This window comes from Candidatus Electronema sp. PJ, from assembly GCF_048287395.1.
Taxonomy (GTDB): domain Bacteria; phylum Desulfobacterota; class Desulfobulbia; order Desulfobulbales; family Desulfobulbaceae; genus Electronema.
In genome coordinates this window covers 56,308-76,567 of the sequence record NZ_JBLWEO010000046.1, presented here as the reverse complement: position 1 = coordinate 76,567, position 20,260 = coordinate 56,308, and the positions used below count along the sequence as shown (strand labels likewise).

Genomic DNA, 20,260 nt, shown 5'->3' with positions numbered 1-20,260 from the left:
ATGCTACACGACCGGAAAGGTATGGCCTTGGTGCTGACCCTACTGGCGGTTAGTTTCATGGTGGCAGTGACAGTGCAGCTCGGCAGCTCAGTGAACTGGCAGATGCAAGCTGCTGCTACGCAGAGTGACATCGTGCAGCTCGATGCCATGCTGCTTTCTGGTCTGCACTTGGCGCAGGCAGCCTTGCTCGCTGATCAGCGCGAGAATCAATACGATTCGGCCTTTGATCGCTGGGGTACCTTTGATGTCGAGGTGTTAGCTGCACTTTTTCCTGGAGGCAAGCTGGACGTCCAGGTCACGGATCTGTCCGGTCTCCTCCAGATCAATGCCCTGGTGCTGACAACAGAAGAGAAAAAGCAGCAGGAACAACAGAACAAAAAAAACAAGAACGGAACAGGGCAACAACAGGACGAGGAGAAGCAGCAGAGAGAGCTATGGCAGCGTTTCCTCAAAAACACCGCTGGGCTAGAGAAAGAAGAGGATATCCTTTCGCTGCTAGACAGTCTGGTTGACTGGATCGACGAGGACGACGAGGAACGAGAGAACGGTGCGGAAAAGACCTATTACAGTAGTCAGTCACCACCCTATGCTCCAGCGAACCGGCCAGTTCTGTTGCCTGAGGAGCTTTTTTTGATCAAGGGCTGGGATAAGCTGCTCCGCAGGGAGAGCGAGGATGACGACACAGAGGAGGCAGCGAAGAAAGCTGCTGCGATCATTCAATACCTCAGCGCAGCAGGGGAGGAAGGTACGATCAACCTCAATACGGCTCCGGTTCAGGTACTGCAAGCTTTACATGAGCAGATGACCGAAGAACTGGCCACCAAGCTGGTCGAATTCCGGCAGGCCGAGGAGAATAAGGATAAGCTGGAGGAGCTAGACTGGTACAAGCAGATTCCGGGCTTTCCCGGTGATATTGTGTTTGATAATGAGCTAGTCACAGTGAGCAGTAGCTGGTTCAAAGTGACAGTGGACGCTGAATTCAAGGGACTACAGCGTACCGGTATAGGCGTGATTCATCGGATGGACAATCAGGAGCAGGAGCTGCTTTGGTGGAAGGCGGAGTGAGTCGAAGAGAGGCATGGCGCAGATTTCAGCAGGTATAGACATCGGCGAAGATTTGCTGACAGCCGCAGTTGTGGCTGGCTCAGGCCGTGAGGCGCAGGTGATGGCTTGCGCAGCTGTACCTCTGTCTGCTGTTGACCAGGAGGCAGGACTCCGGCTACTGCTGGAGCAGCTAGGATTGGAGAAATCGGTCCGCTGTGTCACGGGATTGTCCTTGTCCTTTTTGAGTTTACGCAATCTCTCTCTGCCCTTTGCCGAGGAAAAAAAGATCCGGCAGATCCTTTCCTTTGAGCTGGAGGAACAGCTTCTCCAATCGGTGGAGGAACAGGTCATCGCCACCGTCTCGACCTCCGGGCGCAGCGGTGGCACTGCTCTACTGGCTGCGGCAGCAGAGAAAAGCCAGCTGCGGAGCATACTAGAGACTTTTCAGAACGCCGAACTCGAACCGGACAAAATCTGCCCAGCGGTTTATGTACTCGCCGACCGCCTCTGCCGGACAGATCATGCGGGCGGTACGTTTCTCCTCCTCCACGGCGAGATCAGTTCGGTGCAGATGGCTGCGGTGCGGCAGGGAGAAATTGTCTTCATGCGGCGGCTTGCCTGGCCAGATGTAGTATTCACTCAGGCTGTGTTTCAGTACGATGGAAGTAGCATCAGCATTGCCGATCCAGCGGCGGCAGAGGAGGCTATGCACAGCCTGTACGGACTGGTGCAGCAGAGTCTGGACTATTTTGCCCTGCAGAGCGGAACAGAACGAATCACGCCAGAATACTTCGTGCTATCCGGGCTGATGCAGACCTGCCCCGGTTTCCGGGAGATGCTGGAGTCTGGGTTGGAAATCTCCAGCAGACTCTGCGATCTGGTGCGAGATGGCGCAGCCTCACTGACTCCGCAGGCCGCTGGGCAATGGCAAGCTGCGGTTTACGACAAAGCTTTGGCTTTAGCCCTGCATCAGGCGGGCCGCCGAGATCGAGAGGCTGGGTTGGATTTCCGCCAGGGTGAGTTTGCCCCTGCGCACCGTCTGCTCCGCTCAAAACGGCAGATTGTGGCGTTGGCAGGAGGCGCAGCACTGCTTCTGCTTGCTTGCTGCGGCTGGCTCTTTGTGGAGTACCGGCAGCTGGAGAAAAAGCAGAGCCAGTTCGCGGTAAAGATGGAGAAGGTGTTCCAAGAAAGTTTCCCTGGAGTCAAGGCCGGGCCGGATCCTCTCATGCACATGCGCTCACGGCGAAAGAGCATGGCGGCTTCCCCCGCAGCTATGTCGATCTTTGGCGATGAAAAGCGGGTACTGGTTATCTTGGCCGATATTTCAGCCCGGATACCTGCTTCTCTTCAGGTACAGGTGGATCGGCTGGTGATCGATCAGAACATGGTGAGCCTCCGGGGTACGACTGATGCCTTTAACAATGTCAACTCCATGCAAAGCCTGCTCAGTAAATCAAGCCGCTACGCTGAGGTGAAGATCGTTTCCGCTACCAAAGGCAAGCAGGATGAGGGCATCCTTTTTGAGATCAGGCTTCAGCTGAGAACGGAGGCTGAGTCCTAACATGCGCCAGTTGAGTGAGAAAGATCGCCGTGCCCTGTTGTTCTGTGCAGGTGCCTTGTTGCTTTTCGGTTTGGTACAGTTCGTACTATTTCCTCTTCTGGATGGGCGGAAGCGTTTAGAAAAGGACATCGTCAACCGCGAGAAAGCCTTGGCGGAAATGCAGGCCCTGCAAACCGAAATCAAACAGTTCAGCCGCCAGAACACCAGTCTCGGTGAGCGAGTAGCCCAGCGGCCTGCCTCATTTAGCCTGTTTTCTTTTTTAGAGAAAAAAGGCGAAGAAGCGCAGGTGAGGGACAATATACTCTACATTAAGCCTTCGGATACAGTCAGCAACGAAGATGGGCTAGTGGAGCAGGTGGCGGTGGAAATGAAGCTTCAGGCCGTGCCGTTAGCCCGGCTGGTAGCTTTGCTGGAGTTGATTGAGTCACCAGAGAACTTGGTCGAGGTGGAGCGAATTTCTATACTGACCAACAAAAAGGAACAGGGCGGGCTGGATGCGGTCATGCGAGTGGTCAGTCTGGCTCAGGCGAAACAGGGCGGGGAGTAAGCCATGCAGAGGATGACGCGGATGCTGGGAGGCTGCGGCTACCTGCTCTACACTGTCGCTGTGCTGCTGCTCATGCTCTGGCTCCAATTTCCAGCAGCAGCGGTCAAGAGTAAGGCTGAGGCCGAGCTGAACCGATTGGCTCCCGGCCTAGAGTGGCGGATTGGCGCGGTTGGGCTGGCTCTACCTGCTGATCTCCACTTCAAGCGGATTACAGTCAGCAGTAAGGGAGAAAAGGAGCCGCTCATGTTCCTAGACAGCTTCAGTCTGCGGCCTGATTTCATGAACTGGCGGAAGCTCGGCAAATGGTCTTTTCTCTACCAGCTGCATCTGTTTGGCGGGAGTGTTAGCGGCAGACTGACTCCGGCTAAAGAGCGTGCCGTACTGGATTGTGTCGGCGAACTGAAGGAGATCAGCTTAGACAGCCCTGGCCTGAAGAAGCTGCTGGCAGGTTACGGGCGGACCGTTTCTGGTACTTTGTCTGGGACGTTTACCAGCAAGTATGACGGACTACAGGGTTCTCTTGCTGAGATGGAGACTGCCCTTCATCTCGGTAAAGGAACAGTAAGCCTGCAAGAGCCAGTGCTGGGTCTCAAGCAGCTCACCTTTGACAGCCTGCGCAGTACGCTGCAAAGAAGCCGCGCAGGACAAGTACTGATCGAGGGCGGCAAGCTGGAGTCTAAACTCCTGGAGGCAGATTTCACTGGCGACCTCCAACTGACTGAGCCTGTTGCCTCCTCGTCGATCCATCTCAAGGGCGGACTGAATCCTCGCCCAGAATTCCTTGCTTCAATCGGCGGCAGCCCCTTGCTTGCCAATGTACTGAAAAGCCACCTGCAAAAGGGCAAGCTGCCTTTTACTGTCAGTGGCACCCTGAATGAGCCAGGCATCATTTTTGCTGGGCTGCCAACGAATTTCAATCAGCAACTTCAGGGTAGGGGCAGGCAGCCATGATCCGGGTCGCCGCTAAACTCGCTTTCATCACTGTGCTTGCCGCTACCGGAGTGCATTTCGGGTACAAGTATCTGGAAAAGAAGCTGTTGACCATGAGCTGCCTGCCTGCTGAGTCACCCAAAAGCAGTCGCAGGTCAAGCCAAGCAGAGACAGCAGCTCCGGCACTGCCTGGTGAATCTGCGCCCGCCGCTGTTGTCCAGGATTTCGAGATCATCGTTAGCCGCGACCTCTTTAAGAGCGCAGCAGACAAGACGGCTATGGATAAAACGAAAGAGCCTGTGCTGCCGACGCAGGTTGTGCCCACAAAACTCAACCTGATGCTCGCAGGCACGGTCGCTGGTACTGAGCAAACAGCGCGGGCCGTCATTGTTGACAATGCCTCGAAGAACCGGAAACAGCAGATCCTCCAGATTGGTGACGGAGTCCAGGGGGCGGTCATCAAAGCAATTACCTGGAACAGCATTACCTTGGATGTAAATGGCAAATTAGAGGTACTCGAAATGCCCAAGCCCAAAGACGTGCCTGGCTTTGGCCCGCCTGCCGGGTTCAATCGGCCTCCCATGCCGGAGCCTGACATAAGTGAGAATCTCCCCGCAGAAGAGGGAGATGTACACGGCAGGCCACCAGTACGGCCCAACCGACGGATCAACTTGCCGCAGGAGCCTGAGCCGGTTGAAATACCTGATGAGGCTGCGCTTGAACCGCCTATTGAAGAGCCGATGCCGCCAGAGCTGCCTGTCATGGAAGAGGAACCGCAGCCAATGGATGCGGAGTAAGTGCGCTTGGTATGAAGAAGGCAAAACCCCTACCTTTCTCTTTTTGTGCAAGATTTTGAAGAGATGTGCAAGTAAGAAAGGGAGAAGTAGTGCTCACTTGCCAAGGAGTTTGGCTCGGCAAGCAAGGAGTTGTACTCGGCAGAAGAGGAGTTCAGCTTGGCCAAACTGCTTTCCTGTTGAGTAACAAAGGAGTTTGGCCGACTATAACTCCTTTCCAAGTCGGCAGAACTCCTCTGCGGCCAAGCCAAACTCCTTTGGTAGTCGGCCAGACTCCTTTGCGGTTTGACAAGACTCCTTTCCTGATAAACTAAACTTCTTCCCTATCGAACCAGACTTCTTGCTGGTTTATCTGCAAAGGGATGTGGCTCGGCCAAACTCCTTTATTGCCGAGTACAACTCCTTGGCAATTCAACAAGAGAAGTCTTGTCCCCGGTCGGCTTTCAGGTATTGACAAAAGTATCACGGTCGGGCCTTCTTGTTTTTTGTGCCCTGATGCCTTCCCCGCCTGTCTATCAAACCGTATTTAGAATATCCTGAACTGGAAAGAACAAGGCATGATTATTCCCGGCTATTCTGCTGCGCTTGTCCACCGATGGCCCTGGATTTTTCCTCCTTGACAGACTGCGGCAGGAAACGTAATGTGCATATGTCTAAAAAGAGTGCGGCAGCTTTAGTCTGCCGCTGAATGAAAACTTCATGCAACGGAACAGAAAACAAATGGATTCAACGATGATGCTGGCAGTGCCGTCCACCAGTCCGGGCGGCTTGGAGGCGGAGATTTCCGGTCATTTCGGCCACTGCGACGTGTTCACCCTGATCAACATTCAGGAAGGAAAAATTGCGGCGGTGGACACCGTCACTAACGTGGAGCATGGCGCGGGTGGCTGCGTCGGGCCAGTGAAGCTGCTGCAAAGCAAAGGTGTTGGCACGCTCGTGGTCGGTGGCATGGGAGCGCGGCCTATGCAGGCTTGCGCCGACGCAGGCATTGCTGTCTATTGTGCCGAGCTGATTGGCCTGAAGAAGGTCGAGGATGCTGCCACCGGACTGCTGGCAGGAAAATTCACCCTGATGCGGGCTGATCAGACCTGCAAGGGCGACGGCAACTGTCATCATCATTGAGTTGACGCATGTCGCCGCGTCCCCGGAAAAAACGCTGCTGCGAAGGTGTCTGTCCCAGTAGCGCATTTAAACCTGTGGGCATCTCTCTGTACAGCCTGAGGCAGATCATTCTTTTCCGCGATGAGCTGGAAGTGCTCAAGCTCTGCGATTTAGAGGGGCTGTTTCAGGAGCAGGCCGGAGAACGGATGGGGGTTTCCAGAGGCACCGTGCAGCGGCTGCTTGCCTCCGCTCGCCGGAAAACCGCCGATGCGCTGGTTTCCGGCGCGGCGTTGGTCTTTGCGAAGGAAGAGCCGGAAGCCTCGCCCTGATCATAACGGAATTATATTTTCTTGGTGCGCCAAGCAGGATTCGAACCTGCGGCCTACGGCTTAGAAGGCCGTTGCTCTATCCAGCTGAGCTATTGGCGCGGATGCGGCGGGATGTACCGGAAATAATATACCGGGCTGGTCAGCGAAAATCAACCCTCATTTCGGGCTGCCTTGTCGCAGGTGCGGCAGGCTTCGTTCTGCTCCCAGACTGGGCCGCTGGCAGTGTCATGCACGGTCACGCCCCGGCGGAGCAGCTCGGCTCTGGCTGCGTCAGCAGCGGCCCAGTCCTTGCGGCGGCGGGCTTCTTCGCGCTGCTGAATCAGGCGGTTAATCTCCGGGGCGAGGGAGCATTCGTCCAAGCGCAGGAAGCCGAGCACTAAATTCATCCGGCGCAGGCAGGCGAAGACCTCATTCTTCTGCGCCAAATCGAGCGAACCGGCAATCAGGGCCGGGTTGGCCTTCTTGATGAACTCGAACAGCGCGCCGATGGCCCCGGAAATATTGAGGTCATCGTTCATTGCGGCGGTGAACTGCTCCTCCAGCTCGGCGGTGAGCTGGCTGATCAAGCGATGCGGCAGGCCGGGCGGCAGGCAGAGCAGCTTGCGGGTGAATTCATCTATCCGTTTCAGGGCGTTGCGGAAGGCATCGAGCTTGCGGTAGCTGAACTCGATGGACTTGCGGTAATGCACGCCCAAGAGCATGAAGCGGATTTCCCGCCCGCTGTAGCCCTTGTCCAGCACCTCGCGCAGCGTGACCACATTGCCGGATTCCTGCGCCATCTTTTTGCCGTTATGGAGCAGCAGGCCGGAATGCAGCCAGTAGTGGGCCAGCGGCTTGCCGGTCAGCGACTCAGCAATCGCGATCTCGTTTTCGTGATGCGGGAAAAGCAGCTCCTGCCCGCCGGTGTGAATGTCAATGGTCTCGCCAAGATGCCGGGTGGACATGGCCGTGCATTCGATATGCCAGCCGGGCCTGACATTGCCCCAGTCGGTGGCGAAAAAGATGCCTTTCTTCAGCTCCCCAAGAGTGGAACGCTTGAGCAGGGTGAAATCACGGGGATTGTCCTTGTCGTAGTTGTCGAGGTCAACCGTGCAGCCGGTCTGAATCTTGCTCAGGTCAATCCCGGACAGCCGCCCGTATCGCTTGAACTTCGAGATGTCAAAGTAGATCGAGCCGTGCTTCTCGTAGGCATAGCCCTTGTGAATCAGCTTATGGGCGATGTCAATCATCTCGGCCACCTGCTCTGAGGCGCGCGGATAGCCGGAGAAGTCGTTGATGCCAAGGATGCCCATCGCCTCGCGGAAGAGGGAGATATGGCGTTCAGTGAAGGCGGTCAGCGGCTGCCCGGCTTTTTCCGCGCCCGCAATGGTCTTGTCGTCCAGATCGGTGAAATTCATCAACGACTGCACCTCGAAGCCGCTGAAGCGCAGATGCCTGATCATCAAGTCCGCTGCGGCCATGCGGCGGCAGTGCGCCAAATTCGGCGGCTCGCAGGCGGTCGGGCCGCAGGCGTAGAAGGTCACGCTTTTCGCATCCGCCGGTTTGAAGATCTCCTTCTTGCGGCTCATTGAGTTGTGATAGCGGATTTTCCCCTCCAGGCTTTCCTCCTTCTCCTTGCGGACAAAAAGCGTCGTGCTCAGGTAGCGCTCGCCGCCGTCCGGGAATATCGCCACCACATAACTGTTCTTGTCCTTGGCCGCCTGCTCCATCGCCGCAAACATCGCCGCGCCGGAACTCATGCCGACCAGAAGCCCCTCTTTCTGGGCGAGCAAGCGGGCGGTGCGGAAGGCATCCTCGTCCGCCACGTTGACAATCTGATGCGGCAGGGTCTTGTCAAAGATCTCTGGGCGGTAGGACTCCTTCATGTTCTTGAGGCCCTGAATTTTGTGGCCATAGTACGGCTCCACCGCGACCACCCGCACGTCCGGGTGATGCTCGCGGAACCAGCGCGACAGCCCCATCGCCGTGCCTGACGTACCCAGCGTGGTGACGATGTGTGTCACCTTGCCCTCGCTCTGCCGCCATATCTCCGGGGCCGTGCTCTTGCAGTGCGCCTGCCAATTGGCCGGGTTGTTGAACTGGTCGGTGAGGAAGTACAGCTCCGGCTGCGCAAGGGCGAGGGAGTAGGCTTTCTCAATCGCGCCGTCCGTGCTGCGGCGGGCCGGAGTGAGGATCAATTCCGCGCCGTAGGCCCGCATGATCTGCCGCCGCTCCATGCTCGCTGACTCCGGCATGACGAGGCAGCAGCGGTAGCCCTTGGCTGCGCAGACCATCGCCAGGCCAATGCCGGTGTTGCCGCTGGTGGCTTCCAGCACGATCTTGTCCGGGGTCAGCAGGCCGCTTTCCTCCCCAGTCTCGATCATGTTCAGCGCGGGCCGGTCTTTCACCGAACCGCCGGGGTTCATGGCTTCCAGCTTGGCGTAGATTGCGCCGCCTTCAGGCGATGCCAGCCGCCGCAGCGGGACTATGGGCGTGTTGCCGATCAGGGAGAGGAGGTTCATCAGAACGAGGGCGGAAAGAGTTCGTGCGGGAGTTGTGGGGTTAAGCGGTGATTGGCACGCCCTACTTGGCTGAAGCGCGCAGAGCGGAAGCGTCCGCTCCATTAGCTGGTTATGTATCACGGCCAACCATAATACCGTTGCAAGGCACTTGCTAAAAGACTTCCAGCGACACCAAGCTCGACTTGCCAAGAAGCGTCGACGGCTTTGCTCATCATTTCTTTTATCCAGCTTTTTACCGAGACCCCGAAGGTGTTCGGCTCATGAACTGGGGCCAAGGCATCATCGTTAATTGCAGACTTCAGGTTATTGATGTCACTATCGTTTACGCCCTGGTGTCTGAGTGTCTCTGATAGGGTATTGAAATCGCCTTTGATAATGGTCGCGGTTACCTTTTGAGTATTTCCGTTTCCAATGATTATCGTCGTGTTATTCCCAAAGATTGCGTTGTTGAATATATTTTCTGCGTCTGTGGATGCTGCGCGGGTTTCGATTTCGGCATCTGTAAGGTTACCAGGCAGTGCCTCGTTTAGGTATAGAACGAAATCTAATAATCGAGAACGCACTTGGGTTGTGATTTGCTTCACGTCGGCAAACTGGACCTGAGACCACGCCCTCTGCACCTGAAAACCGTTTGCGAGTCCCTCACTTAGGCGACCGTTGGCTTCCATAGAAATAGGTACCGCAAGACGCTCACCTTCACTTTGCAGAAGACTTTCTATCGCACCGAGTCCTTGTCGAACGGGGTAATTTTTAAATGATTGTTGTAGATGGCCGGTGGGAATCGGATGTGCGCTTTTTTGGTAGTATCCATCTGAAATATCGCCGAGTATTTGAGTTTTTAATACACGATACGCAGGAACAGCAGATGCGGCGGAATATCCGTTTAGTTCGTTGTTGACCCAATCGACGAGGTCTTGCTTTCCGATCTTGTGCAGGAGAATCTTGGTCTTCAGAAGTGCTCCGACAAGATTCTGTGATTCATCACTTAGTGCCGCTATGAGTTCGTCTATAAGCTTCATTTGCTTTCCCGTGAGGCCTTGCAAAAATTTGTATAGAACTATATAAACTTACAGCTTACGCAAGACGTACATAAAAATCGCAGCGTCCTGTCCAGCCAGCTTACAGCGCACATCCCCCCGCGTCAACAGAGAAAACCCCGCAGCGCAGCAGGCGGCTTCCACTCCATGCCAGCATGGAGGAAATCTCGATGCAAGCATGGAACGACCCTCAATGCAAGCATGGCGGGTGGCTCCAACGTAGCATGGAGGATGCCTCCAACGTAGCATGGAGACTCGCTCCATGCTTGCATTGACTTTGCCCGCCGCTCTCATCCCGCGCCTTGCTCTGGCCTTGATGAACTTTTCGGGAATGGCAAGGCTGCATCAAAGACGATGTAGGAAGATGGAACTGCATCAACCAGCCACACGTTGTTTTCTGAAAGGAAAAATTTGCAGCCTGCTTGATACATTCGGGCCGCATCAATTTGCAGAACAACCGGTTTTCCATGCCGCGCACCGACCCGCAAGGCTGTTGCGGCATCTGCGGACAAATGCACATGCTGCCGCGCTCCGGGCAGCAGTCCTTTCTCTCGGATAGATGACAGAAATCTGCTGGCCGTCCCATGAAACAGACAGGGCGGCGGCACATGTTCCGGCAGATTAAGCGCAACTGGAATCGAATGGCCCTGATTCGCCCGAATGAAGGCGCAGTCTGCGGTCAGACTGAACCGCTGCTTGTCATTCGTCTGCACGACGCTGCAAATCACCTCGTGCGAAAGGACAATGTTCTTCTCTGCCGCGTTCGCAATCAGCGCATTGATATCCGCCCAGCCTTCCGCGTCGAGACGCAGGCCGATCAGCTCCGGCTTATGCCGCAGCACCAAGCTGAGGAATTTGCTGACATACATCGCTTGGATTTCTTGGAACTCCATCAAACAGGTTCAGACTGTCGCCTGCCACCCTTTCCGCCCGTCTTCCGCAAGCGGAGCAAAATCAAACCAATTCGGAATCACGCCCGCTTTCCAGCAGGCGCGGGCATTATTGACCAGCTGTTTTGCCACATTATGTACCGCTGACCACAGTACCGCACTGCCGCCGAAATTGACACCTCCATTGGTCCAAAGTGTCTCCAGCAGCAAGAGAAGCTGTAAAAAGTTTTGCTGCAACAGCTTATTCACAGGATCAGCAGGCCCCTCCACGCCGGTAAACACCGCAGGCAGACTATCGGTCTTCAATTTGAGAAAACGGCCAAAATGAGAGTAGCCGTTGTATGGCTCTGGGTCATTGGGGTCGTTCATCAGCCGGTAGAACGGTGGGATAGGGAAGTTCTTTTCTGTCCACGGCGGTGATTGCAAGACACTGTCAATGATATGCCCTTCACCTTGATTGGTCACAGCTTGCACAGCATTCCGCGCATCAGCATAGTTGGCAATAATCTGGGGAAACATCTGGGTCGGCCAATGCGCCTGCTGATGCTGGGTTGTCCAGCTGAATTGCTCGACGCCGATCTGTTTGATCCCTACCATCAGGCCGTCGTACATCTCACCAATAGAGCTGTAAGGGTACTGCGGGGTTGAGTGATCAAGAGCTTGGCCAAAAGGAGCAGAAGGAATCTCCTCAGGATTCTCAATATCCAGCATGGTATTGAGAGTTTCATCGTTGAGCGGCCCCAGTACGGCATTGAGAAAGCCCCGCTCGCCGGTTTCTGGATCATACGGCTTGATGTAGGGGATATCCGAGCCATATTGAGGCGGCTTGAAATTGGGTTCTGTATCCAAAGCAGCGCAGAGATTAGCCGCCAGCTGAAGATGCAGCATCTCCTCAACAGCCACACTGAAAATGATTCGACAGGCTTCATGCCCTGTGTCTTTTACCGAAGTCATCGCGGTAAGGTAAAAGGGCAGAGTATATAATTCAATAGCTGCTGCTGCCTGGGCATGTTCCTGCACGAGTTGTTTAGTCCATATTTTCGGGGTGTCCGGGTGTATCATGGCAGTTCTCCTGAACAGGTAGGCAGAGGCGGGTTTCATGTAGCCCTATAAGTATAGCTTTCTTTCTCGGTAAACGTCAAGGCAAAGTCTTCAAGCGATATTGACCAGTTGCTTGCTGAGATGCAGGGGAGGTAAGTCTGCACCAGACAGAGTTCACGGCATCTCTAACCTTCAGCTTGCCTGATAAGTTCCTATGCGATATCCTGAAAGAAAGCCCGGCATTCTTTTGCCTGGTTCCCATCTGTAATTTTCCCAAAAAAAAGTTCACACCAACTTGGTGTGAAAGGATGAGGGTTGAGGAAGGCAGAGCAATGAAAGGCATAGAGCTGCTCAAGCTGTTGCACGATCCTAGGGCAAGGCAAGCCAAAGGGCTTGACCTCAGCCGCAAACGGCTCACGGCTTTGCCACCGGAAATCGGCTCGCTCACCAACTTACAAGCACTGTATCTCTCGGATAACGCCCTGACTAAGCTGCCGCCAGAAATCGGCGCGCTGTACAAACTGAAAGAGCTGTACCTGGATAACAACCAGCTCACCGCCCTGCCGCCGGAAATCGCTGGCCTGACTAACCTGGCCAGGCTCTCCCTGGGGATGCTGCCTCTTACTGAGCTGCCGCCGGAAATCTTTCAGCTGCCTCATCTGGAGGAACTGTACCTCGACAGCTGCCAGCTCACCGAGTTGCCACCAGCCATTTTCCACCTGACCAACCTGGAAGCCCTTGTCCTCTGCAACAACCAGCTCACCGAGTTGCCGCCAGAAATTGGGGCCTTGACCCAACTGAAAGAACTGAACCTCTACGGCAATTCCCTCTCCAGCGTACCGCCTGAGATCGGCCTACTCACCAGCTTGACCACGCTCAATTTGGGTTGTAACCAGCTCACGGCCCTGCCACAGGAAATCTTTCAGCTGACCAGTCTGCAAAAGCTCTGTCTTGGTGACAACCAGCTCACCGAGCTGCCCGTAGGAATCTGTCATCTGATCGATTTGAAAGGGCTAGATTTGAGTGGCAACCCCCTTGCTCCAGATCTGCTCGACGCAGCCTGGCAAGGCATAGAAGCTGTGCAAGAGTATTTCGCTTGCCAGCTCCAGCTGCCTGTGCCGCGTCCGCTCAGGCTGTATTGAAGGCTGCTCGCCCTTGCAGCGGTTCCTTGACAAAATAAGTAGAGCTATTTAGGATTGGCTCGGCAAAGAGACCAACTGCCTTACCCTCTCCTTTTGCTCATAGTGGCTGAACAACCCAGGCAGTTCCTTGACAAAATACTCGCTGCCCCGTAGCATGAGCCTATGAGGCATGACTTATTCCTGAAGAGAGGTGCTGCCATGACAAACGAAGAACGACCTGAAATACTTGACGAGTCTGAAGCAGACGAGGTAACAAGCCTCAACCTCAGCGACCACGGCCTGGTCTCGCTGCCGCTGGAAATTGTCCACCTGCCGAACTTGCTGCAGCTTGATCTGAGCTTAAATCATTTAAGCAAGCTGCCGCATGAACTCTTCCAGCTCACCAGCCTAACCCATCTTGACCTCAGCGACAATGAGCTGACCTCCCTATCCCCGGAAATCGGCCAGCTGGTCAACCTGACCGAGCTTGATCTCAGCTTTAACAAGCTCACTTCTTTGCCCGCAGAAGTCTTTCAACTGCCCAAGCTCACCAGTCTCATCCTGAGCTGGAACAAACTCACCAATCTGCCGCCGGAAATCGGCCTGTTGACCAGCCATTCGCAGCTGCATTTGGGCTTTAATCAGCTTACAGAACTGCCGCCAGAACTTTTCCAGCTCACCAGCTTGACTCAACTTGACCTGAGCGGCAATCAGTTTACGACTTTACCGCCTGAGATTGGACTCCTAACCAATCTGACCACGCTCGTCCTCAGCCGCAATCAGCTCACAACCCTACCGCCGGAAATCGGGCAGCTGACCAAACTCGCGAAACTGAACCTCCGTCTCAATCAACTCACTACCCTGCCGCCAGAAATCGCCCAACTCTCCAGCCTCAAGGCTCTTCTCTTAGAAGACAACCCTCTTGACATGCCTATACTGCGGATCGCCAACCAAGGCCTTGAGGTCATCCGGGAGTATTTCGCCACCAGCCACTAAGCAGGGCAGGCCACGCCAGCTGCCCTGTTCTCCGCCATCCTTCGCATCTCCTTGACAAACACAGCTCTCCTGCTTAGGATAGTTGTTCAGATTCTGCACGCAGTTGCTACAGACAGGTGCACCACACAGTTCCCTTTCCTGGAGAATACCGAGCTGTACTGCTCGTTTGCCAAGGAGTTTGGCTTGGTAAGAAAGGAGTTCTGCTCGGCCAAAGAGGAGTGCTGCCGACTTGTAAAGGAGTTGTACTCGGCAACAAAGGAGTTTGGCCGAGTAACAAAGGAGTTCGGCTTGGCCAAACTGCTTTCCTGCCGACTCAGCAAGGAGTTTGGCCGACTACAACTCCTTTGCAAGTCGGCCAGACTCCTTTGCGGGTAAGCAAAACTCCTTTGTGAGTCGGCAGCACTCCTTTCTTACCAAGCCAAACTCCTTGGCCAGCGAGTCAGCAAGGAAGCAAAAGAGGTGTTACAGGATTGCTCAGAATCTCGTGATCGGCTAAACTCACTTTTGATTTTTTGCAATGAGGTCAACTTGTGTTCGCAGGCCCGATAACAGCAAGCACATTGCCCCTGACCTATTTTAGATTAAAGGCTATCCGCTATGACAGACGAACAACTCCTTGAAGTGATTCAAGAGACCGTGGAAAGCAAAGCGGCAGTTCTTGACCTGGGCCGCAAAGACCTCTCCACCCTGCCGCCAGACATCGGTAGATTGACCTGGCTAAAATCACTTGACCTCAGCGACAATAAGCTCTCCTCTCTGCCGCCTGAAATCACCCATCTGAAGAATCTGACGCACCTTTTTCTCAGCGGCAACAAACTTACCACCCTGCCGCTGGAAATCACCCAGCTGACCAACCTGACCCATCTCTTCCTCAGCGATAATCAGCTGGCCTTGCTGCCGCCAGAAATCGCCCGCCTGACGCAGCTGGAGGTGCTGTACCTTAGTCACAACTGGATAAACAGCCTACCCGAGGAAATCTGCCAGTTGACCAGTCTGGCAGAGCTTGATCTTGATGACAACCAGCTCGCCGAATTGCCACCGCAAATCTTCCGACTGACCAGCCTGAGGCATCTCTTTGTCAATGACAACCAGCTCACCGAGTTGTCGCCAGAAATTGCCCAGCTCAACCAGTTAACCAGCCTGAATCTCTGTGGCAATCAGCTTACCTCCCTACCACCAGAATTCTTCTGGCTGACCCGGCTGGAATGGCTGTACTTAGGGAAGAATCACCTGACCATTCTGCCGCCAGAAATCTGCCAGCTCACCGAGCTGGAACATCTTTCCCTTGACGGCAACCTGCTGGTCTCCCCGCCGCTGTGGATAGCCAGGAAAGGCATTGACGCAGTACGGCAGTATTTCGGCGCGCTCTTCACCAGAGAGCTGCGTGAAGAAGCGCGCGAGCACTTTCTTGAGTATCACTGGTGAGGTGACGGGGTATCTCTCCCCTTTTACTTGCGTTGTAGCTTTGGGGGCAAGCAGAGGGAGTTGACCTGATAAAAATGAGATGACGGTCGCGATCTCTCTCACTTAATGTTGTCATAATGCCCGCCAATGGCAAAGATATAGATGCGCTGTTCGTCAAAGTTATAGATCAGGCGATCTTTATGCGAGATCCTTCGCGACCAGAGGCCGGAGAGATTGTATTTCAAGGCCTCCGGTTTGCCGATCCCCTGAGTCGGGTCATTTCTCTGCATCTCCTGCAAAATGCGGCAGAGGTTCTTGTGAACGGTTTTGTCTTTACTGCGCAGCGTTTCGTATTCCTCCCAGGTGTTGCCTTCAAAGACTATTGATCTCATCAAGCTGCTCCTGTGTCGGGCAATAGCCTTCCCCTTTGTGGTGCGATACGGCTGATTGCTTGATTTGCCGCATCAGATTGGCATTTTGTAGGACATAAACGGTCTCCTGGAGCTGCTCCCAGTCTTCTGCGCCGATGACCACGAAATCTTGCCCCTGCTTCTGGATTATGCGCAGCGGTTCGTGGTCGGAAATGGCCTGATCGGTGTAATTCTTCAGGTTTGCTTTGAATCTACTGACGGTAATTTCGCGCATAGTTACCTGCCTGATGTTGTCAACTTGAGAAAAAACCTTGCTGCAAGGCGCAGCAATGAAATTCATTAAACATAATTCGTCGCTAGGGTTGTATTGGAGTTTGCACTTCAGTATAGCCTACTGCCCAGCCATCTTCTCCTTCAGTTTATCGTAGTTTCTCTGAAGTAAATCAAGATTCGGATGCCCGCCTGGGAACTTGGCCTTCATGATGGCAATGGCACGCTGACATAGCGGCTCGGCTGCCTCGTATTTCCCCTGCGCGTAATACAGCAAGGCCAGATTGTTCAGGCTTTGCGCTACATCTGGATGGTCTTTGCCCAGCTTTTGCTCCCTTATCTCCAGGCTACGCTTGTACAGCGGCTCTGCTTTGTCGTATGCGCCATGCGTACGATATAGCTCTGCCAGATTGTTCAGGGCGTTTGCCACATCTGGATGGTCTTTGCCGAGCTTGTGTTCCCAAATCTCCAGGCTACGCTTGTACAGCGGCTCTGCTTTGTCGTATTTTCCCTGCGCTTCATACAGCCTAGACAGATTGTTCAGGAAGATTGCCACATCTGGATGGTCTTTGCCCAGCTCTTGCTCCCCGATCTCCAGGCTACGCTTGAACAGCGGCTCTGCTTCGGCGTATTTTCCCTGCGAGTCATACAGCAAAGCCAGATTGTTTAGGGAGCTTGCCAGCCCAGGATGGTCTTTGCCGAGGGCTTTTTCCGTTATCTCTAGCGAACGCTTGAACAGCGGCTCGGCTGCCTCGTATTTTCCCTGCGCTCTGTACAATTCGGCCAGATTGTTCAGGGTGGTTGCCACATAGGGATGGTCTTTGCCCAGCTTTTGCTCGTAGTTCTCCAGGCTCCGCTTGAGCAGCGGCTCCGCTTCGGCGTATTTTTCCTGCTCGTAATACAGCTGTGCCAGATTGTTCAGGCTTTCTGTCACATCTGGATGGTCTTTGCCCAGCTTTTGCTCATAGATAACCAGCAAACGCTTATACAGTGGCTCCGCTTCAGCGTATTTTCCCTGCTCAAAATACAGTCCGGCCAGATTGTTCAGGCTTTTCGCCATGTGCGGGTGTTCCTTTCCAAGAGATTTCTCCAGTATCTCCAGCGCACGCTTTAACAGCGGCTCCGCTGCATCGTAGCGGCCCGTTGCTTTATACAGCCCTGCCAGATTGTTCAGGGTGGTTGCCACATCGGGATGGTCTTTACCCAGCTTGTGTTCGTAGATCTCTAAGCTACGCTTGAGTAGCGGCTCTGCTGCCTCATAGCGACCCTGCTTGTGATACAGCGCAGCCAGATTGTTCAGGCTTTCTGCCACATCTGGATGGTCTTTGCCCAGCTTTTGCTCCCTTATCTCCAGCGCATGCTTGTACAGCGGCTCTGCTTTGTCGTAGAGAGCCAGCACTTCATGCAGCCGTGCCTGATTGTTCAAAAACTCTGCCTCAGTCAGCTTCTGCTTGGTGAAAAATAGCGGTTTAATGATCAGGGCAAAGACCAATAAGCCAAACCCCACCAGCACCAGCGGGTGCTGCAAATAGGGTATCCACTCGTTCAGATTGTTCATAAGCTCTCCTTCTGGCTTTGTGGGCAAATTGGTGACGAATGCCGCATAATACCCTAGCAGTGCAGAGAAATCACCCCTGTTTTTTGCCGTTTTCTTGAAGCTGCCACCAACGCAAAACAAAAGACGGAGCAGGCAAGGGCAAAAAATCTTTAGCCCTTGCTCTTTCTGGAATCTTTACCCCTTCTCAATCAGCACTGTCCACTGACTGCCGATTTGCTCTTGCTTGAGAATACGATGCCCTTCAAGCTGCACTGAGCCAGGCACATTCTCAATTGGCTCGCCGTCATCAAGAATGATCTCCAAGGTCTCACCTGCATTCATGCCAGCCAGCAGCACTTTGGTACGGGCAAAGTTGAGCGGGCATTTCACACCGCTTAAATCCTTGAACCGATCCGCCTTTCTTGCCGATTCAGGCAGAACAGGCGCAGCCATTTCCTCGGCTTTCCGCTTCACGGCCAGATTCTCGTGCTCTCCAGGAAAGCGCATCGTGCTGTCCATCTTCTGATATAGCTCGATCATTTCTCGGCCCAAGGCCAGCACCTGGCTGAGGTGCTGGGGCAACTCAGCAACCTTGCTTGCCTGAACCAGATCAACCAGTAATCGCTGTTCGGCCTTGACCAACCCGGTGTCCAGGAAGTGCTTGGCAAAAAGCTGGAAGGTCTCCTGCTCGGTCTTTGGCTCTTCACCCCGTGTGACCAGCAGCATTCGGGCCGAACGGAAGACTGCCTCTTGCAGTACAGACACAGCCGCGTTGCCTGATTCCATTTCCCGCAGCAGCTTCTTGATCTCCTTGTCATCCACATCGATCATGTCGTACATGCCTGCCGAACACTCAGCCCGGCCCAGGTCCTTGACCGAGAAAATCTGCTCTGCGCCATGATCAAAGTAGTAGTTCTTATCTTCCTCAAAGGAGGGAATGCGGTTGTATTTGCTGACACAGAGCGCAGCCACGCTCTCTTTGCCACCACTGTGCCACCAATCGCTGAACGCGTTGTTTGGTTGAACTGCTTTGCAGTCAGCATACATTTTCAGCACTTCAACGACAAAACCAGGCAGGTCAAAAGAATGTACCCAGCCCACCAACTCGGCCAGCCGGAGTTTGCCCTGGCTGAGACCGCCATTGCCGAGAACGTTATATGTGGGCACAGCGCGACCAAGGACATGCCGCACCTTGCCATGAAAGGCCAAATCGCCAAGCCAGTGGTTAGCGCAGGAATTAGGGCAGCCACTGATGCGAATTTGCACATCGTCAGGCAAGGGAAACTCAGCCTGATCAAGGGCGCGGAAGATGGCCTTCGTTGCTGGCCTGGGCCGATTGATGCCAACTTGGCAGGTCTGCGCGCCAGTGCAGGGCACGAGGTTGCCATAGAGCACCGGCTTGTCGCTGAGGGTGTTGCAAGCGATGATTACGCTGTGCAAATTGGGCAAAAAGCGTTCTGGGATGTTGCGAATATACAAATTCTGATCTGTACCGCAGCGCAGGGTGTTCTCACCAAAGGGCTGCAGAAATTCGGCCAAACGGAGGCAATCCTCTGGCGATAAATCACCCAGCAACAGGGGCAAGCGCACGCTGCACAGGCCTGCCTGCTTTTGCTGGCTGACCTGCCGTTTCTGCCAAAGGGAAAAACCAGGCGCAGGCACAGCCAGTGGCTCCAGGTTAATCGGGCGGCTTAGGTTGGCGGTGTTGTCTATCGGCAAAATTGCTAAATCAGGAGAGCCTTGGGCCAGCACCTTCTCGAATTCCTCCTGATACGCAGCGCGGAAAGCCGCCTCGCCCATGTCATCATGGATGAGGAATTTGATGCGATTGCGGTGCTTGTTCTTGCGATTGCCGTGGCTATGAAAGAGATTCTTGATCGCCCTGACCGCATGATACACTTTTTCCTCGGGCAGGAAGTCTTGCAGGAGAATGCCAACCTTAGGCCTGGCTCCGAGGCCGCCGCCAACATACAGCTGGTAGCCGCGCTGGCCTTGTTCATCCAGACAGGCGATAAAACCAATGTCCTGCACCAGCGCAAAGGCGGCATCATCGTTACGCGAGGTGAACGCGGTCTTGATTTTCCGGGGCATCTCCCAGCTATCTGGCTCCGCAACCATTCGGCTGGTCAGAGCAATCGCGCAAGGTTCGACATCGAAGATTTCTTGCAGGCTGATGCCGGAATCTGGGTTGGCAACGATGTTGCGAATGGTGTTGCCACCGCCGCCTAAGCAGGACAATCCAGCTTCTTGGAGCTGGCGCAGGACTGTGGCGACATTTTCCTCCTTGAGACAGTGGAGTTGGATTTCCGCTCTGGTGGTGACATGCACGCGGCTGTCGCCGTATTTCCGCGCTAACTCCCCAGCTGCCTCCAATTGCGATGGCGTAAGGATGCCACCGGCGCAGCGAATGCGGAGCATGTAGGTAGTATAATTTCGTTCCAAATAGACCCCCATTTTTACCCGTTTGGCGGTGAAGGCGGTGTCGTGCAGCTTGCCAGCTCGGAACTCAGCCAAGTCCGCTTCAAAGCGGCAGTTCTCTGCCTCCAGCGATGAAGGCATCTCATAGTGCAGCATTTTCTCCCCCTTTTTTGATAAAACCTGGCGCAGTCGGCCACATATTCGGCTATTATAGCAGAGAGGCAAGCGACCTGGGTTATGCAAAATACAGCCCAGCAGAAAATCGTGGCCGACGCAGATGCCGCTTGAACTTTATTACTTTTTCGGATATTTCTTCTGATTCTGCTCGAACAGCAAGGCAACGCCGTGTTTCGAGAGGTACAAGCAGA

At 54.4% G+C, this 20,260-nt stretch carries 19 protein-coding genes and 1 tRNA gene; 11 read left to right on the top strand and 9 right to left on the bottom strand.

What is annotated here, in order from left to right; all coding sequences use genetic code 11:
- The 7 genes from ACNKIB_RS07495 (at window position 1) to ACNKIB_RS07465 (ending at window position 6,306) form a co-directional block, all read left to right on the top strand.
- Window positions 1–1,065: a general secretion pathway protein GspK gene (locus ACNKIB_RS07495; RefSeq protein WP_417909925.1), complete on the top strand. Its 1,065-nt coding sequence runs from the start codon at window positions 1–3 to the stop codon at window positions 1,063–1,065.
- Window positions 1,066–1,078: 13 nt separating this feature from the next.
- The gene (gene gspL, locus ACNKIB_RS07490) at window positions 1,079–2,605 is read left to right on the top strand and encodes a type II secretion system protein GspL (protein WP_417909924.1); all 1,527 of its coding nucleotides are present in this window, start codon (window positions 1,079–1,081) and stop codon (window positions 2,603–2,605) included.
- A gap of 1 nt (window position 2,606) precedes the next feature.
- Window positions 2,607–3,152, top strand: coding sequence for a hypothetical protein (locus ACNKIB_RS07485; protein WP_417909923.1), 546 nt, complete (start codon window positions 2,607–2,609; stop codon window positions 3,150–3,152).
- A gap of 3 nt (window positions 3,153–3,155) precedes the next feature.
- Window positions 3,156–4,103, top strand: coding sequence for a type II secretion system protein GspN (gspN, locus tag ACNKIB_RS07480; protein ID WP_417909922.1), 948 nt, complete (start codon window positions 3,156–3,158; stop codon window positions 4,101–4,103).
- The gene (locus ACNKIB_RS07475) at window positions 4,100–4,879 is read left to right on the top strand and encodes a type II secretion system protein N (protein WP_417909921.1); all 780 of its coding nucleotides are present in this window, start codon (window positions 4,100–4,102) and stop codon (window positions 4,877–4,879) included. Before gspN ends, ACNKIB_RS07475 begins: the two co-directional genes overlap by 4 nt.
- Before the next feature lie 696 nt (window positions 4,880–5,575).
- Window positions 5,576–5,998, top strand: coding sequence for a NifB/NifX family molybdenum-iron cluster-binding protein (locus tag ACNKIB_RS07470; protein ID WP_417909920.1), 423 nt, complete (start codon window positions 5,576–5,578; stop codon window positions 5,996–5,998).
- Window positions 5,999–6,006: 8 nt separating this feature from the next.
- On the top strand, window positions 6,007–6,306 hold the full coding sequence (locus ACNKIB_RS07465) for a DUF134 domain-containing protein (RefSeq protein ID WP_417909919.1): 300 nt from the start codon (window positions 6,007–6,009) through the stop codon (window positions 6,304–6,306).
- Between the two features lie 22 nt (window positions 6,307–6,328).
- Here ACNKIB_RS07465 and ACNKIB_RS07460 read toward each other — a convergent pair.
- The 5 genes from ACNKIB_RS07460 to ACNKIB_RS07440 all read right to left on the bottom strand — a co-directional run bounded on the left by ACNKIB_RS07460 (window position 6,329) and on the right by ACNKIB_RS07440 (window position 11,796).
- Window positions 6,329–6,405, bottom strand: a tRNA-Arg gene (locus ACNKIB_RS07460).
- Window positions 6,406–6,455: 50 nt separating this feature from the next.
- The gene (gene cysS / locus ACNKIB_RS07455; RefSeq protein ID WP_417909918.1) at window positions 6,456–8,807 is read right to left on the bottom strand and encodes a cysteine--tRNA ligase; all 2,352 of its coding nucleotides are present in this window, start codon (window positions 8,805–8,807) and stop codon (window positions 6,456–6,458) included.
- 116 nt (window positions 8,808–8,923) lie between these two features.
- A complete protein-coding gene (locus ACNKIB_RS07450; RefSeq protein WP_417909917.1) occupies window positions 8,924–9,826 on the bottom strand; it encodes a response regulator receiver protein in 903 nt (300 codons plus the stop codon).
- Window positions 9,827–10,134: 308 nt separating this feature from the next.
- On the bottom strand, window positions 10,135–10,737 hold the full coding sequence (locus tag ACNKIB_RS07445) for an RNA 2'-phosphotransferase (RefSeq protein ID WP_417909916.1): 603 nt from the start codon (window positions 10,735–10,737) through the stop codon (window positions 10,135–10,137).
- Between the two features lie 9 nt (window positions 10,738–10,746).
- On the bottom strand, window positions 10,747–11,796 hold the full coding sequence (locus ACNKIB_RS07440; protein WP_417909915.1) for a ferritin-like domain-containing protein: 1,050 nt from the start codon (window positions 11,794–11,796) through the stop codon (window positions 10,747–10,749).
- A gap of 311 nt (window positions 11,797–12,107) precedes the next feature.
- Between ACNKIB_RS07440 and ACNKIB_RS07435 the strand changes: the two genes are divergently transcribed.
- From ACNKIB_RS07435 to ACNKIB_RS07420, 4 genes are all read left to right on the top strand, one after another.
- Window positions 12,108–12,917: a leucine-rich repeat domain-containing protein gene (locus ACNKIB_RS07435; protein WP_417909914.1), complete on the top strand. Its 810-nt coding sequence runs from the start codon at window positions 12,108–12,110 to the stop codon at window positions 12,915–12,917.
- A 198-nt stretch (window positions 12,918–13,115) separates the two neighbouring features.
- Window positions 13,116–13,892, top strand: a complete 777-nt coding sequence (locus tag ACNKIB_RS07430) for a leucine-rich repeat domain-containing protein (protein ID WP_417909913.1) — start codon at window positions 13,116–13,118, stop codon at window positions 13,890–13,892.
- A gap of 51 nt (window positions 13,893–13,943) precedes the next feature.
- On the top strand, window positions 13,944–14,267 hold the full coding sequence (locus ACNKIB_RS07425) for a hypothetical protein (RefSeq protein WP_417909912.1): 324 nt from the start codon (window positions 13,944–13,946) through the stop codon (window positions 14,265–14,267).
- Between the two features lie 222 nt (window positions 14,268–14,489).
- Window positions 14,490–15,317 carry a leucine-rich repeat domain-containing protein gene (locus ACNKIB_RS07420; protein ID WP_417909911.1) on the top strand — a complete coding sequence of 276 codons (828 nt, stop codon included), beginning with the start codon at window positions 14,490–14,492 and terminating at the stop codon, window positions 15,315–15,317.
- 98 nt (window positions 15,318–15,415) lie between these two features.
- Here the strand turns inward: ACNKIB_RS07420 and ACNKIB_RS07415 are convergent, their stop codons facing one another.
- The 4 genes from ACNKIB_RS07415 to ACNKIB_RS07400 all read right to left on the bottom strand — a co-directional run bounded on the left by ACNKIB_RS07415 (window position 15,416) and on the right by ACNKIB_RS07400 (window position 20,048).
- Window positions 15,416–15,688, bottom strand: a complete 273-nt coding sequence (locus tag ACNKIB_RS07415; RefSeq protein ID WP_417909910.1) for a Txe/YoeB family addiction module toxin — start codon at window positions 15,686–15,688, stop codon at window positions 15,416–15,418.
- On the bottom strand, window positions 15,669–15,941 hold the full coding sequence (locus ACNKIB_RS07410; RefSeq protein ID WP_417909909.1) for a type II toxin-antitoxin system Phd/YefM family antitoxin: 273 nt from the start codon (window positions 15,939–15,941) through the stop codon (window positions 15,669–15,671). The genes ACNKIB_RS07415 and ACNKIB_RS07410 overlap by 20 nt, the downstream gene beginning before the upstream one ends.
- A gap of 117 nt (window positions 15,942–16,058) precedes the next feature.
- Entirely contained in the window at window positions 16,059–17,495 is a 1,437-nt protein-coding gene (locus ACNKIB_RS07405; RefSeq protein ID WP_417909908.1) for a tetratricopeptide repeat protein, read from the bottom strand.
- A gap of 174 nt (window positions 17,496–17,669) precedes the next feature.
- Window positions 17,670–20,048 (bottom strand): sulfurtransferase TusA family protein, encoded by a 2,379-nt coding sequence (locus tag ACNKIB_RS07400; protein WP_417909907.1) that lies wholly within the window; start codon window positions 20,046–20,048, stop codon window positions 17,670–17,672.
- Between the last annotated feature and the right edge of the window lie 212 nt (window positions 20,049–20,260).